This is a genomic window from Amycolatopsis orientalis, from assembly GCF_000943515.2.
Classification (GTDB): domain Bacteria; phylum Actinomycetota; class Actinomycetes; order Mycobacteriales; family Pseudonocardiaceae; genus Amycolatopsis; species Amycolatopsis orientalis.
This window is the reverse complement of sequence record NZ_CP016174.1, coordinates 4,981,876-4,997,108: the sequence shown is the minus strand read 5'-3', so window position 1 is coordinate 4,997,108 and position 15,233 is coordinate 4,981,876. Positions and strand designations below refer to the sequence as shown.

The following is a 15,233-nucleotide window of genomic DNA, read 5'->3' as shown; positions in this document are numbered from 1 at the left end:
GCGGGCCCGGACGTTTTCTTTTGGAGGGGGTTGGATGGGCGCGGTGCTCGAAGCGGGCGGCTGGGGTCTGCTGGCCGGGTCGGCGTTGCTGTTCGGCGCGCTGCTCGGGTTCCTGGTGCGGATTCCGAGCAGGGCCGTGGCCAGCGTGATGGCCTTCGGCAGCGGGGTCCTGATCTCCGCGGTGTCCTTCGAACTGATCGCCGACGCGCACGAACGGGGCGGCTTCCTGCCGACCGCCTTCGGCGCCTTGAGTGGGTCGCTGATCTACACCCTCGCCAATATCGTGCTCGCCAAAAGAGGCGCGCGTCATCGCAAACGCTCGGGCGGCCAGCAGCCGTCCGAGACCGAGCAGGCCGGCTCCGGTACGGCCATCGCGCTCGGCGCGCTGCTGGACGGCGTCCCCGAATCGATGGTGATCGGCACCAGCCTGCTCGGCGGTGGGAGTGTCAGCGTCGTGACCGTGGCGGCCGTCTTCATCAGCAATGTCCCGGAAGGACTCTCCAGTGCCGCCGGGATGAAGCGGGCCGGCCGGAGTCCGCGCTATGTTTTCGCGCTCTGGAGTGGTATCGCCGTGATCAGCGGGGTCGCCGCACTGCTCGGCTACGGGCTGCTGGGCGGCGCGTCCGGCACCGTCATGGCCGTGATCACCGCACTCGCGGGCGGGGCGATCCTCGCCATGATCGCCGACACGATGATCCCCGAGGCCTTCGACGACGCGCACCTGTGGACCGGGCTGATCACCGTCGCGGGCTTCCTCACCGCGTTCGGCCTTTCGCGCCTCGAAGGCTGAGCGCGGGGAGCCCGGGCGGCCGTACGCTGTCACGCGTTCGGCGTAGTCGAAAAGCACGAAGCTGGGATGATGGATAGCACTGGATGCGAAGGCCCTGGTGACGGACGATTTCGCTGCCGACGAAACACCGAACGCCTGGGAGCGAGTCGCATGACGAACAAAGCCGCCGACACCATCACCCTGCTCTTCACCGGCCTCGGGATCGACACCGCGAAGGCGGGCAGCGAGATCGAACTCGTGATCGACCGCTTCGACAACTGGACCGACAAGGCGAGGGTGGACGCCTTCAGGTGTTTCACCGGTGCTTGCTGCGTCGTCCCGCCGCTGGCCGAAGCCAGGTGACCCGCTGATCACGTCTCGCGTCCTTCGGCGGGCGCGAGACGTGACCGCCGGTTCAGGCTTCGCCCGCCGCGAGCATCGTCAGCAGTTCGGCATGCCCGGCCTGGGTGATCAGGCCGGCGGCGTCGAAATAGACCCGCTCGTTGGTGATCCTGTCGTCGTCGAAGAAGAACACCGCGATGATCGGTACGCGGAACGCCTTGCCGGTGGGCGGGCGGCCGTAGAACTCGCCGAGGTTGGTGCCGAGCAGATCGAACTCGACGATCACCGTTTCGTCGGCGAAGTGGTAGCGGACGTTCTCGTGCCGCTGGTCCGGGAAGGCCGTGCGGGTCATGCGGTAGTAGCCCATGACCTCTTCGCCGCCGTCGAAGATCTGCCCGGTCGCCATGATCTCGTAACGCGGATGACCGTTGAAAGTGCCCAGTGTGCGGTCGAACTCCTGGGTCACCTCGGTGTCCATGTGCTCTTCGATGATCTTGAGGCGCCGCTCGCGCAGGTCTTCGGTGATCACTGTTCCTCCATGATCCGGAGCCTACCGCCCGTCTCGTGAGTGGTAATGACGGTTCTAACCGTCATTACCACTCACGAGGCACTCGCGAGGCGCGTCGCGGGGTCAGCAGGGCAGGGTGCCGGCGCGGAGCGCGTGGCCTCCTTCGTTCCCGTCGTCGGCCCAGATCACCTGCTTGCTCCCGGCGGAACAGGTCGACGCGGGCGCGATGGCGAAGCCTTCGTTGTTGTAGTCCGGCATCCCGCCCGGCCGGTCGTACGTGCCGGTCACGGCGAACTTGCCGGTCGCGGAGACGGCGAGTGTCGTCGAGTCACCGCCGCAGTTGTCGTCGCAGACCGCCCACAGCCTGCCGGTCGAAGCCTCGAACTCGAGTTCCATGATCGAGTCGAGCCCGCTCGCGAAATTGGCGACACGGGTGTACTTGCCGCCGGCCTGGTCGAGCGCGTAGGCGTAGATCATCCCGTTGCTCTCGAGTCCGACGAAGTAGAGGCCGCTGCCGTGGCCGGGATAACCGGCCGGGTTGTACGGCGCCTTCGTCCGCCCGTCCACGAACCCCTTCGCGGTGAGGACGCTGTCCGGAACCCAGGAGACGGCTTCGAGGCCGTCGTTGGCCGAGACCTTCGGCAGGTCCGCGGTCAGGTTCCATTCCGCTTTGGCGGTGAGGCTCTTCGCGGTACCGGACACGTCGTACCGGAGCACCTTGAGCGCGCTCGTCTTGTCGTTGTCGCCGTCGCGTTCGGTGGCCACGACCACGCCGTCCGGGGTGGCCACGACGGCTTCGGCGTCGGGGTCGCCCTTGCCGTCGCGGTAGCGCAGGGATTTGCCGGAGGACCAGCCGTTCGCGGTGTCGGGCTGCCACTTCGTGCCGTTGCGCACGAGGCGGTACAGCGTGCCGGGCCCGTTCTTCACCGCCCACAGGACGCTGGGGCTTTCGAAGGACAGGCCGCTCAGGTTGCCGCCGAGGACGTTCGAGCCGTCGGCGTTCGTGACCGCGGACGAGCCCGGCCACGGGCTGTTCGCCGCCTCGGCGGCGGTCGCGGTGGTGACGGGCAGGGCCAGCAGGGCGACGGACAGGGCGGCCGTGGCGGCGGATCGGATCGTGCGGGGTGATCGGGGCATTCGCGCTCCTCCGGGGCGGACGAAGGTGAACCGCGGCGTGGTGCACAAGTTAAGTAAGTTTCCTAACGAAGAGAAGATATCGCCGAATTCTTACGAAGGGAAGCAACGGCAGGTTTACAAAAGATGATGACTTGTCAAACTGGGTGTACATCACCTACAGTTTTGTAAACCCAGCCAACGGAGGAGGGTGCGATGAGCGAGATGACGGGCACGGTCCCGGCGGGCTCGACCGAACGATGGACGGACCGCAAGCGATACCTGTGGCTGATCGGGCTGGTGGTGCCTTCGCTCGCGTTCCTCGCCATCGGGCTGCACGCGGCCACCGGCTGGGGCGTGTGGTTCTGGATCGGGCCGATCGTGATCCTCCTCGTCGTCCCGCTGATCGACCTGGTCGCCGGACTGGACCGCGACAACCCTCCGGACGACGTCATCGAACGGCTGGAGCGGGACCGCTACTACCGGTGGATCACCTTCGCGTTCCTGCCCATCCAATACGCGGGCTTCGTGGCCGCGTTCTGGCTGATCGCCCGCGGCGATCTGTCCGTTGTGGACAAGGTCGGCCTGGCGATCTCGATCGGCTGCATCGGCGGTATCGGCATCAACACCGCGCACGAGCTGGGACACAAGAAGGAGAGCCACGAACGCTGGCTGTCGAAGATCGCGCTGGCGCAGAGCTTCTACGGTCACTTCTACATCGAGCACAACCGCGGGCACCACGTCCGGGTGGCGACCCCGGAGGATCCGGCCAGCAGCAGGGTGGGGGAGAGCTTCTACCGGTTCTGGCCACGCACGGTGTTCGGCTCGCTGAAATCGGCGTGGGGCCTGGAACGCAAGCGGTACGCGCGCCGCGACCGGCATCCGTTCCGGATCGGCAACGACGTGCTCAACGCCTGGCTGATGTCGGCGGTGCTGTGGGCGGCGATGACCGTGTGGCTGGGCCCGGGAATCCTGCCGTACCTGGTGATCCAGGCCGTGATCGGTTTCTCGTTGCTGGAGGTCGTGAACTACATGGAGCACTACGGCATGCGACGGCAGAAGGTCGGCCCGCCGAACCGCCGCCGCTACGAACGGGTGGATCCCAGCCACAGCTGGAATTCCAACAACATCGCCACCAACGTCCTGCTGTACCACCTGCAGCGGCACAGCGACCACCACGCCAACCCGACCCGCCGCTACCAGACGTTGCGCGACTTCGCGGAATCACCGGTGCTGCCGACGGGATACGCCGGGATGATCGTGCTGGCCCTGTTCCCGCCGGTCTGGCGCCGCGTGATGGATCCGCGGGTACTCGCGCATTTCGACGGCGACATCTCCCGGGCCAACATCCAGCCGTCGAAACGCGCCAAGATCCTGGCCCGCCACGGAACTCGCGTCACCGCACCGTCCCGGGTGGTCGCCGACACGCACGGGGACGCGACCGAGGGTGGCATGTGCCCGGGCTGTGGCTACGTGTACGACGAGGAACGCGGCGACCCGCGTGAGGGCTTCCCCGCCGGCACGCCGTGGTCGGCGATCCCGGATTCGTGGTGCTGCCCCGACTGCGGGGTGCGGGACAAGGTCGATTTCGTGGCACCGGGAAGGGTCGGAGCATGATGAAGATCGAGGCGGACCGCGCGAAATGCGACGGCCTGGGCATGTGCGAGGCGATGGCACCCGACTTCTTCGAAGTGGGTGACGACGGCACCGTCGTGGTGCTCGACGAGCGGCCCGGCGAGGAGCACCGGCAGGACCTGGCGGCCGCCGTCGACGCCTGCCCGGTCCTCGCCCTGAAACTGCGGGACTGACCATGGCCCTGGTCGTGGTGGGAGCGTCGCTGGCGGGCCTGCGCGCGGTGGAGGCCGCGCGTCGCGACGGGTACCGCGGGCGGATCGTGCTGATCGGCGCGGAGGAGCACCCGCCCTACGACCGCCTTCCGCTGTCGAAATCGTTCCTCGGCGCGGAAGGACCCGGACGGGTCGAGCCGTTCCACAGCGTGTCCGTGCTGCGCGACGAACTGGGTATCGAAGTGCTGCTCGGCGAGCCCGCGGAGGGGCTCGACACCACCGCCCGCGAGGTGTCGGTGGCGGGCCGGACCGTGCCCTACGACGCGCTGGTGATCGCGACCGGGGCCACCGCGCGGCGACTGCCGGGAAGCGAGGGGATCGCCGGGGTTCATCCGCTGAGGACGGCTGAAGACGCCCTCGCGATCCGGTCCGCGCTCGATCGTGGGGCGCGCACGGTCGTGATCGGGGCGGGCTTCATCGGCTCGGAAGTCGCCGCCGCGGCCAGGAAACGCGGGCTGCCCGTGACGATCGTGGAAGCGCTCGACGTGCCGCTCGCCCGATCCGTCGGGGCCGAGGCCGGTGCGGTGTGCGCCTCGCTGCACCGGGAGGCGGGGACGGAGCTGCGGTTGTCCACGGAAGTCACCGGCCTGGAGTCCGCCGGGGGCGTGGTGACCGGCGTCCGGCTCTCGACCGGCGAGGTGCTGCCCGCGGATCTGGTGGTCGCCGGTATCGGCGTCGTCCCGGCGACCGGCTGGCTGGCCGGGAGCGGGGTGCCGCTGCACGAGCGTGACGGCGGCGTGGTGTGCGACGCGACGCTCGCGACCGGGGTCCCCGGCGTGTACGCCGCGGGCGACGTCGCGCATGTCGAGAACCCGTTGTTCGACGGCGAGTCGATGCGGCTCGAGCACTGGACGAACGCCGCGGAGCAGGGTGCCGCGGCCGCTCGCCACGCGCTCGCCCCGGAGTCGGCGCGAGCGCTGACTCCGGTGCCGTACTTCTGGTCGGACTGGTACGACCACCGGATCCAGTTCGTCGGCACGCCGCGCGCGGACGAGGTGGTGACCGCGGTCCCGGCTTCCGGCGGGTTCACCGCGCTGTACCGGCGCGGGGACCGGATCGTCGGCGCGCTGACCGTCGACCGGCCGCGCGAGATCATGAAGTACCGCCGCCACATCGCCGGGCGGGCACCGTGGCCCGAGGCGCTGGCGTTCGCGGCCGGGACGGCGGCCTAGAATGACGATCATGAGCGAGGCACCGTCAGTCGCGGTCACGGGTGGCCCGTACCGTCAGCCGATCGTCGCGTCGGCGATCGAACTGACCGTGCGTTCCGGCTGGTCCTCGGTGACGATGAGCAAGCTGGCGGAGATCGTCGGCGTCAGCCGTCAGACCGTCTACAACGAGCTGGGTTCCAAGACCCAGCTGGCCGAAGCGATGATCTCGCACGAACTCGCCCGGTTCCTCTCGGTCGTCCGGGAAGCCTTCGAACGGCACCCCGACGACCTCGTCGAGGCGATCCACGACGCCGTCCGCGGCGTCCTCGAACTCGCCGACGACAATCTCCTGCTGCGCGCCATCGTCTCGGCCACGCACGGCGCCGACACCGAGCTGCTGCCGCTGCTGACGGTCCGGGCGGGCAGCTTGCTGAGCGAAGCGACGGTCATGTTGCGCGGGCGCGTCCGCGCCTACGATCCGCCGCTGGACGCCTCGCAGTTGGACGTGGCGATCGACGTCGTCGTCCGGACCGTGCTGAGCCACATCATGCAGCCGTCGGACACCCCGGCACGCACGGCCGACGGGCTCGCTTGGATGGCGTCGCGCGTACTCGGCACGAGCACCACCCGCTCACTGCGGCATCCTTCGCGGGACTAGCGCCGCTGTCGGCGATACTGTCGGTCCCTTGTGCGACCCTCCACGGATGATCGTCGTGTTCGATGCGGAACTCTGGGTGTGGGACGCCCGCCGCGAGGAGACCTGGACCTTCGTCAGCCTGCCCAAGGACGTCTCCGAGGAGATCCGCGAGATCACCGACGGACCGAGGCGCGGGTTCGGCGCGGTCCGAGTCCAGGTCGGCATCGGTGGCAGCAAATGGAAGACGTCGATCTTCCCGGATTCCCAACGAGGCGCCTACGTGCTGCCGGTCAAGAAAGCGGTCCGCAAGGCGGAAGGGATCGAGGAGGGGGATGTAGCGAAAGTGACCGTGGAGCTGATCGACCTCTGAGCGTCAGAGCAGGCTCTCGCCGAGCGGGGTCGTCAGGTAGAGGTGGTGCGAGCGCCACGCTTGAGGCGGTGATCGTCCTCGGCAGGGCGCGGGGGACACCCGGCTTTCGCCAGCTTCGAGGGCCACCAGATCTTCCGTCCGACATCCACCGCGAGAGCCGGTACCAGCAGTGAACGCACCAGGAGGGTGTCGAGCAGGACGCCGAACGCGACGATGAACGCCAGCTGCGCCAGGAAGAGGATGGGCAGGACGGCCAGCGCGGCGAAGGTCGCGGCGAGCACGACGCCGGCGGAGGTGATCACGCCGCCGGTGACGCGCAGTCCGCGCAGCGTCCCTTCCCGCGTGCCGATCCTGCCCGCCTCTTCGCGGACCCGCGTCATCAGGAAGATGTTGTAGTCGATCCCCAGTGCGACAAGGAAGACGAAGCCGAACAGCGGGACGACGGGGTCGGCGCCGGGGAAGTCGAAGACGTGGTTGAACACCAGCGCCGAGACGCCCATCGTCGCGGCGAAGGACAGCACCACCGTGCCGATCAGCAGCAGCGGTGCCAGCAGTGAGCGCAACAGCAGGGCGAGTACCAGGAAGATCACCACCAGGACGATCGGGATGATCACCATCCGGTCGTGCTCGGAGGTCGTCCTGGTGTCGAGCAGGGTCGCCGTCGGCCCGCCGACCTTCGTGCCCTCGACCGGCCGCACGGCCGCGCGGATCCGTTCGACCGTCGCGACGGCGGCGTCGGAGTCCGGGGGATCGGCCAGTACGGCGTCGATCTTCGCGAGGCCGCCCGCTTCGGTGCCCTGCCGTACGTCCGAGACGCCGGGCACGCGCGCCAACCGGGCGACCGTCTGGGCCTGCGCCGCCGGGGTGATGATCACCGTGGGGGAGCCGGAACCACCGGGGAAGTAGCGGGAGAGGACCTCCTGGCCCGCGACGGAGTCGACCGGCGTGAGGAAGACGTCCGACTGCGCGGTGCCGGAAGCCTTGAGCTGCGGCAGGAACGCGCCGCCCGCGAGGAGGACGACGGTGGTGACGATCCAGATCGTGCGGGGAGCGCGGGCGACCCAGCCGGAGACGCGGCCCCAAAGCCCGCCGGTCTCTTCGCGGGAAGTGGTCACCGCCGGACGGAAGGGCCAGAAGGCGTTGCGCCCGCACAGGGCCAGGACGGCGGGCAGGAACGTGACGGTGGTGAGGAAGGCGGCGCCGATGCCGATGGCGGCGACCGGACCGAGTCCCTTGTTGGAGTTCAGGTCGCTGAACAGCAGGCAGAGGACGCCGAGGATCACGGTCCCGGCGGAGGCCGCGATCGGCTCGATCGTCGAACGCCACGCGGTGCGCAGGGCCTCGCGGGTGTCGTCGGTCGTCCGGAGTTCTTCGCGATACCGCGAGATCATCAGGAGCGCGTAGTCGGTGGCGGCGCCGAAGACGAGGATGAAGAGGATCCCCTGGCTCTGCCCGTTCAACGCCAGGACGTCGTTGTCCGCGAGCAGGTACACCGCGAGACTCGCCGTCCCGAGGGCGAACACGGCCGACAGCAGGACGAGCAAGGGCAGCAGCGGGCTTCGGTAGACGATGATCAGGATGAGCGCGACCACCGCGCCCGCGACCAGGAGCAGCAGCCCGTCGATCCCGCCGAACGCCTCCTTGAGGTCGGCGACCTGCGCGGCGGGGCCGGTCACCAGCACCTTCAAACCGTCGGGCGTCTCGCGGGCGAGCGCGTCGCGTAGGGTCTCGACGCCGTCTCCGGGGTCGCCCGTGGCATCCAGCGGTACGACCACCTGCGCGGCGGCGGCACTGCCCGGGGCGGGGATGAGCCTGGCCTGAGAAGTCCGGTCAGCGAGGAACCGCTTGTCGCCGTCGGTCAGGCCCGACGGCCGTTCGGCGACGACGATCGCGGGGATGACGGTGGCACTGGAGAACTGCTTCAGGAGTTCGCCGACCTCGGTGGCCTCGGCCGAAGCAGGCAGGAAACTGCTGCTGTCGTTCTCCGTGACCTGGCTCAGCTTGCCGGCGTACGGGCCGCTGAACCCGCCGAAGATCAGCCAGGCGACCGCGACCAGAGCGGGGAGCAGCCAGCGCAGACGTGACCGCGTGCGTGCGGGGCGTTCGACTTCCGAGATCATGGGCGGATGGCTCCTGTGGCGACGCTACTTCGACGAGTGAATAGTTCGACCATCGAAATAGTAGAGTGTTCACCCGGACGGGGCGCGGTGAGGGGAGATTCCGGGCATGGCCGATGACGCCGAACAGGTCACGGACGACCTGCTCGTCCTCCTGCTGCGGCAGCTGACCGTCGAATCCGACCGGTTCGCCGAGATGTTCGGGGAGGCGCACGGCCTGCACCGGACCGACCTGAACGCGCTCGCGGTGATCATGGACGCGGCCAGGATGGGCACACCGATGAGCCCGAGCAGGCTGGCGGAGGCCCTGCACCTCAGCGCGTCCGCGACGACGTCGGTGCTCGACCGGCTCGAACGGGCGGGCCACCTCTACCGGGACCGCAGCTCGACCGACCGGCGCAAGGTCGAACTGCGCATGCACGACCAGGCACGCCGGATCGGTGCCGAGTTCTTCCTGCCGCTGGGTGAGCGCTTTTCCGCCGCGTGGCGGGACCTGGGTGAGGACGAGCGCCGGACGGTCGCCCGGTTCCTCCGCAGCAGCATCGCCGCGACGGTGGAGGTCCGGGGACGGCTGGCACCCTGACGGGCCACTCGGGCTGCGCGCCGCGGCTTCGCCGGGAAGACTCGGGGAATGCGATGTGTGGTGCTCGGTGCGACGGGATACGTCGGCGGACGGCTGGTGCCGCAACTGCTCGACGCGGGCCACGAGGTGCGCGTGGTGGCGCGGTCCCCGGAGAAGATCGCCGAAGAGCCGTGGCGTGACCGCGTCGAGGTCGAACGCGGCGACGTCACCGATCCGCCGTCGATCGAGCGGGCGCTGACCGACGGCGAGGTCGTCTACTACCTGGTGCATTCCCTGGCGCGCAAGGACTTCGTCGACGTCGACCGGGAGGCGGCCCGGACGGTCGCCGAGGCCGCGAAGACGGCGGGCGTCGGGCGGCTGGTGTACCTGGGCGGCATCGTGCCCGACGACGAAGAGCTGTCGCCGCATCTCGCGTCCCGGGCCGAAGTGGGGCGGGTCCTGCTGGAATCCGGTGTCCCCGCCGTCGTCCTGCAGGCCGCGGTGATCATCGGTTCCGGTTCGGCGAGCTTCGAGATGCTGCGGTACCTGACCGAGCGGCTGCCGGCGATGATCACCCCGCGGTGGGTGCACAGCCGCATCCAGCCGATCGCCATCCGCGACGTGCTGCACTACCTCGTGCACGCCGCGGAGCTGCCGTCCGACGTGCAAGGTGCCTTCGACATCGGCGGCCCCGACGTACTGACCTATTTGGACATGATGCGCCGCTACGCCGTCGTCGCCGGGCTGCCCCGGCGAGCCGTCGTCCCGGTGCCGGTGCTGACGCCGTGGCTTTCGGCGCAGTGGGTCAATCTCGTCACGCCCGTGCCGAAGTCGATCGCCGTCCCGCTGATCGAATCGCTGGTGCACGAGGTGGTCTGTCACGACCACGCGATCGCCGAGCACATCCCCGATCCGGAAGCGGGCCTGACCCACTACGAACACGCCGTCGAACTGGCGCTCACCCGGATCCGCAACGCCGACGTGCCGACCCGGTGGTCGGACGCGTCGACGGCGTCCGCGCCCTCGGATCCGCTGCCGAGCGACCCGGAGTGGGCGGGCGGGACCGTGTACGAGGACAAGCGCGAGCAGAAGACGGACGCCTCGCCGGAAGCGCTGTGGGACGTCATCGAGTCCATCGGCGGCGAGCACGGCTGGTACTCGTTCCCGCTGGCGTGGTCGGTCCGCGGCTGGGCCGACCGGCTCGTCGGCGGTGCCGGGCTACGGCGCGGCCGCCGGGATCCGCGACGGCTGCACCTCGGCGAGGCACTGGACTGGTGGCGCGTCGAATACCTCGACCGGCCACGCCTGCTGCGGCTGCGCGCGGAGATGAAGCTGCCAGGGCGGGCCTGGCTCGAACTCGGCGTCGAGTCCACTGAGGACGGTGGGACGATCTACCGCCAGCGGGCGGTGTTCGAACCGCACGGTTTCGCCGGGCACGCGTACTGGAAGGGGATCGCGCCGTTCCACGGCGTCATCTTCGGCGGCATGGTCCGCAACATCACCGGTGCCGCGCGAACGCCATCAGAGGACTAAACGCGGGACCCACGCCCCGGGGGCGCGGTGCTGGACCGGACGATCAGTTCGGTCGGCACGCTGATCGCGCCCGCCGCGCCCTCGTCGGCGATCTCGGCGAGCAGCGCGGCCACGGCCCGCTTCCCGACCTCGTCGAACGACTGCCGGACGGTGGTCAGCGGCGGCCAGAAGTGGGCGGCCTCGTCCATGTCGTCGAAGCCGACCACGCTCACCTCGCCGGGGACCGAGCGGCCCTTCTCGTGGAACGCCCGGAGCAGGCCGAGCGCCATCTGGTCGTTGGCGGCGAACACGGCGGTGACGGCGGGATCGCCCGCGAGCCGGACCCCGTGCTCGTATCCGGACCGCGAGGACCAGTCGCCGGTGAGCGGCGGCGGCACCTCCCGCCCCGCGTCTTCCAGTGTCTCCTGCCACGACTTCCGGCGGCGCTCGGCAGCGTAGGACTCGGGCGGACCGGCGACGTGCCAGACGGTCTCGTGCCCGAGGTCGAGCAGATGCCGGGTCGCGGCGATGGCGCCGGAGGCCTGGTCGAAATCCACGACCGGATGGTCGCGGCGCCCGCCCGCGTCGATGACGACGACCGGCAGCCCGTGGGGCAGTTCTATCTCGCTCTGGTCCAGCTGATGCTGCTCGATCAGGATGATGACACCGTCGACTGCCTGTTCGTCCAGTCTGCTGAACGCGCCCGACACCTCGCCTTGGGACGGCCTGGTCACCGGCATCAGGACGATCGTGAACCCCTCGACAGCGGCCGCCGAGGCGACGGCGTCGAGTGTGCGGCTGTTCCCGAAGGTCGACAGCGCCGCGATGATCACGCCGATACTGCGGAACCGGCCGTTGCGCAGGGCGCGGGCGGCGCTGTTGGGCCGGTAGCCCACCCGGCGCATCGCCGCGAGCACCCGTTCGCGGGTGGCCTCGTCGACGTTCGACCTGCCGTTCGCGACCCGGGAGACGGTCTGGCCGGACACCCCCGCTTCCCTTGCCACGTCGGCCATCGACGGCCCGCGTCCGGCCACTGTGGTCTCCTCGGGGTTCTTCTGGACATGTTTACGTCAACACGATACCCTCCGCCGGTCTGATGTTGACGTAAACATTTCGCCGAGTCGCGGTTTCGCTCGGGGAATCCGGAGGGGACGATGACGTCCACAGCGGTCGCGCCCGCACAAGCGCCACCTCGTCGCGCGGCCACCGTGCGCCGCACCCGCCGCAACTGGCGCGGCTGGCTTTTCGTCGCCCCGTTCATGCTGGTCTTCGCGCTGACCTTCCTGGCGCCGATCGTCTACGCCTTCGTCCTGAGCCTCTTCCGGGACCAGGCCTTCTTCGGTGGCACGACGTTCGTCGGCGGGGACAACTACGCCCAGGTGCTCGCCGACCCGAAGTTCTGGGACTCCTTCCTGCGGGTGCTGGTGTTCCTCGCCGTGCAGGTGCCGATCATGCTGGTGCTCGCGCTGATCGCGGCGCTGGCGATCGACAGCGCGCGGCTGCACGCGTCCGGTTTCTTCCGGGTCGTGATCTTCCTGCCGTACGCCGTGCCCGCCGTGGTCGCCGCGCTGATGTGGGGCTTCATCTACGGTGACCACTTCGGACTGGCCGCCGACCTGAACCACCTGCTCGGGCGCGACGTGGTGAAACCGTTGTCGGACAACTGGATGCTCGCGTCCATCGGCAACGTCGTCACCTGGGAGTTCGTGGGCTACAACATGCTCATCTTCTACTCCGCGCTCAAGGTGATCCCGAAGGAGCAGTTCGAGGCCGCGGCGATCGACGGCGCCGGCGCGTTCCGCACCATCGTGAGCGTGAAGCTGCCCGCGCTGCGCGGAGCGATCGTCATCGCGACGATCTTCTCGATCATCGGCAGTTTCCAGCTGTTCAACGAGCCGAACATCATGCGCACCTTGGCGCCCAACGTGATCGGCACCTTCTACACGCCGAACATGTACGCCTACAACCTTTCCTTCGGCGGACAGCAGTACAACTACTCCGCCACCGTCGCGATCGTGATGGGCGTGATCACCGCGATCATCGCCTATGTCGTGCAGCTGCGCGGCTCCCGGAAGGAAATGTGATGGCCACGTTTTCGGTGACGCGGCCCCGGAAATCCCGCGTCCTCACCGCGGTGATGACGTTGTACCTGATCTACACGCTGGTTCCGCTGGTGTGGCTGGTGATCAACGCGACCAAGACGCAGCCCGCCCTGTTCACCACGTCGGGCCTGGCGTTCGGCGGGCCGTTCGCGCTGTTCGAGAACATCGGCGAGACCTTCACCTACGACAACGGGATCTTCCTGCGCTGGTTGGGGAACACGCTGCTCTACGTCGTCGTCGGCGCCGGGGGAGCGACCATCCTCGCCACCGCCGCGGGCTACGGGCTGGCGAAGTACCGTTTTCCCGGCCGCCGCGCGGTGTTCGCGGTCGTGCTCGGCGCGGTCGCCGTCCCCGCCACGGCGCTCGCGGTGCCGACCTTCCTGATGTTCAGCAAACTCGGCCTCACCAACACCCCGCTGGCGATCATCATCCCGTCGCTGATCAGCCCGTTCGGGCTCTACCTGATCTGGGTGTACGCCGCCGACGCGATCCCGGACGAACTGCTGGAGGCGGCGCGGATCGACGGCGCGGGGGAGATGCGGATCTTCCTCGCCGTCACGCTGCGCCAGCTGGTGCCCGGGATCGTCACGGTCGCCCTCTTCACCATGGTGTCCACTTGGAACAACTACTTCCTGCCGTTGATCATGCTCAGCGAACCGAAGTGGTATCCGCTCACCGTCGGGCTCAACCAGTGGAGCGCGCAGGCCTCCGGTGCCGGTGCGCAGCCGGTCTATCACCTGGTGCTGACCGGTTCCCTGCTCACCATCATCCCGCTCGTCCTCGCCTTCCTGCTCATGCAGCGCTACTGGCAGTCCGGCCTCAGCGCGGGCAGCGTCAAGCAATGAACACCGTCCCGAAAGGACACTCGATGTCACGCATCCGTAGAAGCGTCAAGGTCGTCGCAGCCGTGACACTGGCCGTGGCGCTCGCCGCCGGCTGCTCGTCCGGCGCGGGCGGCCCGGCCACCGCCACCGGGACGCAGGATTCGGTCGACGCCGCGCTCAAGGCGGGCGGCACGATCACCTACTGGAGCTGGACCCCGTCGGCCAAGGACCAGGTCGCGGCGTTCGAGAAGGAATTCCCGAACGTCAAGGTCAACTACGTCAACGCGGGTACCAACAAGGAGCAGTACACCAAGCTGCAGAACGCGATCAAGGCCGGCACCGGGGGACCCGACGTCGCCCAGATCGAGTACTACGCGCTGCCGCAGTTCGCGCTCACCGACTCGCTGGTCAATCTCGACCAGTACGGATTCGGCTCCTTCGAGAAGGACTACGCGCCCTCGACCTGGTCCAGTGTCCGGGTGAATAACGGCCTATACGGCCTCCCGCAGGATTCCGGCCCCATGGCGCTGTTCTACAACAAAGAGGTCTTCGACAGGCACGGCATCGCCGTGCCGAAGACCTGGCAGGAGTACGTCGCCGCGGCCGAGAAGCTGCACGCGGCCGACCCCGGCAAGTACATCACCTCCGACACCGGCGACCCCGGCTTCGCCACCAGCATGATCTGGCAGGCCGGTGGCAAGCCGTTCACCGCCGACGGCCGGAACGTCAAGATCAACCTGGCCGACGCGGGTACCAAGAAGTGGACCGCCACCTGGAACCGGCTGGTCGAGGGCAAGCTGCTCGCGCCGATCAAGGAGTGGTCCGACGACTGGTTCCGCGCGCTCGGTGACGGCACCATCGCCTCGCTGGTCACCGGTGCCTGGATGCCGGGCAACTTCAAGTCCTCGGTCCCCGGCGGTGCTGGTAAGTGGGCGGTGGCCCCGATGCCGACCTACGACGGGCAGCCCGTCACCGCGGAGAACGGCGGCAGCACGCAGTCGGTGCTGAAGCAGAGCGGCAACCCGGCGCTGGCCGCGGCGTTCGTCCGCTGGCTCAACCACGGCAACGGCGTCAAGCCGTTCATCGCCAGCGGTGGTTTCCCGGCGACCACGGCCGACCTGAACTCGCCCGCCTTCCTCGACGCGGCCGATCCCTACTTCGGCGGGCAGAAGATCAACCAGGTGCTCAACGACGCGTCGAAGAGCGTCGCGAAGGGCTGGACCTACCTGCCTTACCAGACCTACGCCAACAGCGTCTTCAGTGACACCGTCGGCAAGGCCTACCTCAACGGCACCTCGCTCGACGCCGGTCTGAACGCCTGGCAGCAGGCGCTCGTGGACTACGGCAACCAGCAGGGCTTCACCGTCAGCGCGGGGTGA

At 68.8% G+C, this 15,233-nt stretch carries 16 protein-coding genes; 12 read left to right on the top strand and 4 right to left on the bottom strand.

The genetic code is table 11. The features are described from left to right. The first annotated feature begins 34 nt into the window (after positions 1-34). Together SD37_RS21870 and SD37_RS21865 are read left to right on the top strand one after the other, a co-directional pair. Positions 35-790, top strand: a complete 756-nt coding sequence (locus tag SD37_RS21870; protein ID WP_044856475.1) for a ZIP family metal transporter — start codon at positions 35-37, stop codon at positions 788-790. 150 nt (positions 791-940) lie between these two features. Further along, entirely contained in the window at positions 941-1,132 is a 192-nt protein-coding gene (locus tag SD37_RS21865; protein ID WP_044856474.1) for a hypothetical protein, read from the top strand. A gap of 52 nt (positions 1,133-1,184) precedes the next feature. Here SD37_RS21865 and SD37_RS21860 read toward each other — a convergent pair whose 3' ends face one another. Together SD37_RS21860 and SD37_RS21855 are read right to left on the bottom strand one after the other, a co-directional pair. Then, positions 1,185-1,640 carry an ester cyclase gene (locus tag SD37_RS21860; RefSeq protein ID WP_044856473.1) on the bottom strand — a complete coding sequence of 152 codons (456 nt, stop codon included), beginning with the start codon at positions 1,638-1,640 and terminating at the stop codon, positions 1,185-1,187. 102 nt (positions 1,641-1,742) lie between these two features. Beyond that, positions 1,743-2,756 (bottom strand): SdiA-regulated/phytase-like domain-containing protein, encoded by a 1,014-nt coding sequence (locus tag SD37_RS21855; protein WP_044856472.1) that lies wholly within the window; start codon positions 2,754-2,756, stop codon positions 1,743-1,745. 192 nt (positions 2,757-2,948) lie between these two features. Here SD37_RS21855 and SD37_RS21850 point away from each other — a divergent pair, with 192 nt between their 5' ends. From SD37_RS21850 to SD37_RS21830, 5 genes are read left to right on the top strand one after another with little or no spacing between them, the layout of a single operon-like run. Then, positions 2,949-4,349, top strand: a complete 1,401-nt coding sequence (locus SD37_RS21850; protein WP_044856471.1) for a fatty acid desaturase — start codon at positions 2,949-2,951, stop codon at positions 4,347-4,349. Then, positions 4,346-4,540, top strand: coding sequence for a ferredoxin (locus SD37_RS21845; protein ID WP_044856470.1), 195 nt, complete (start codon positions 4,346-4,348; stop codon positions 4,538-4,540). The genes SD37_RS21850 and SD37_RS21845 overlap by 4 nt, the downstream gene beginning before the upstream one ends. A gap of 2 nt (positions 4,541-4,542) precedes the next feature. Further along, the gene (locus SD37_RS21840; RefSeq protein WP_044856469.1) at positions 4,543-5,751 is read left to right on the top strand and encodes an NAD(P)/FAD-dependent oxidoreductase; all 1,209 of its coding nucleotides are present in this window, start codon (positions 4,543-4,545) and stop codon (positions 5,749-5,751) included. A 1-nt stretch (position 5,752) separates the two neighbouring features. Then, a complete protein-coding gene (locus SD37_RS21835) occupies positions 5,753-6,388 on the top strand; it encodes a TetR/AcrR family transcriptional regulator (RefSeq protein WP_044856468.1) in 636 nt (211 codons plus the stop codon). 46 nt (positions 6,389-6,434) lie between these two features. Continuing rightward, positions 6,435-6,737 carry a DUF1905 domain-containing protein gene (locus SD37_RS21830; protein WP_044856467.1) on the top strand — a complete coding sequence of 101 codons (303 nt, stop codon included), beginning with the start codon at positions 6,435-6,437 and terminating at the stop codon, positions 6,735-6,737. A 32-nt stretch (positions 6,738-6,769) separates the two neighbouring features. Here the strand turns inward: SD37_RS21830 and SD37_RS21825 are convergent, their stop codons facing one another. Then, positions 6,770-8,857: an MMPL family transporter gene (locus SD37_RS21825; protein WP_044856466.1), complete on the bottom strand. Its 2,088-nt coding sequence runs from the start codon at positions 8,855-8,857 to the stop codon at positions 6,770-6,772. A 106-nt stretch (positions 8,858-8,963) separates the two neighbouring features. On the opposite strand from SD37_RS21825, the gene SD37_RS21820 reads away from it, so the two are divergent. Both SD37_RS21820 and SD37_RS21815 read left to right on the top strand, forming a co-directional pair. Then, complete coding sequence (locus tag SD37_RS21820) at positions 8,964-9,437, top strand: MarR family winged helix-turn-helix transcriptional regulator (RefSeq protein ID WP_044856465.1); 474 nt, start codon at positions 8,964-8,966, stop codon at positions 9,435-9,437. A 48-nt stretch (positions 9,438-9,485) separates the two neighbouring features. Then, on the top strand, positions 9,486-10,949 hold the full coding sequence (locus SD37_RS21815) for an SDR family oxidoreductase (RefSeq protein ID WP_044856464.1): 1,464 nt from the start codon (positions 9,486-9,488) through the stop codon (positions 10,947-10,949). On the opposite strand, the gene SD37_RS21810 is transcribed toward SD37_RS21815, so the two are convergent. Further along, on the bottom strand, positions 10,946-11,941 hold the full coding sequence (locus SD37_RS21810; protein WP_044856463.1) for a LacI family DNA-binding transcriptional regulator: 996 nt from the start codon (positions 11,939-11,941) through the stop codon (positions 10,946-10,948). The two genes, SD37_RS21815 and SD37_RS21810, sit on opposite strands and share 4 nt — an antisense overlap. A 141-nt stretch (positions 11,942-12,082) precedes the next feature. Here SD37_RS21810 and SD37_RS21805 point away from each other — a divergent pair, with 141 nt between their 5' ends. From SD37_RS21805 to SD37_RS21795, 3 genes are read left to right on the top strand one after another with little or no spacing between them, the layout of a single operon-like run. Then, entirely contained in the window at positions 12,083-13,012 is a 930-nt protein-coding gene (locus tag SD37_RS21805) for a carbohydrate ABC transporter permease (RefSeq protein WP_083255037.1), read from the top strand. Beyond that, positions 13,012-13,875 (top strand): carbohydrate ABC transporter permease, encoded by an 864-nt coding sequence (locus SD37_RS21800; protein WP_044856462.1) that lies wholly within the window; start codon positions 13,012-13,014, stop codon positions 13,873-13,875. The genes SD37_RS21805 and SD37_RS21800 overlap by 1 nt, the downstream gene beginning before the upstream one ends. A 23-nt stretch (positions 13,876-13,898) precedes the next feature. Then, positions 13,899-15,233 (top strand): ABC transporter substrate-binding protein, encoded by a 1,335-nt coding sequence (locus tag SD37_RS21795; protein WP_044856526.1) that lies wholly within the window; start codon positions 13,899-13,901, stop codon positions 15,231-15,233.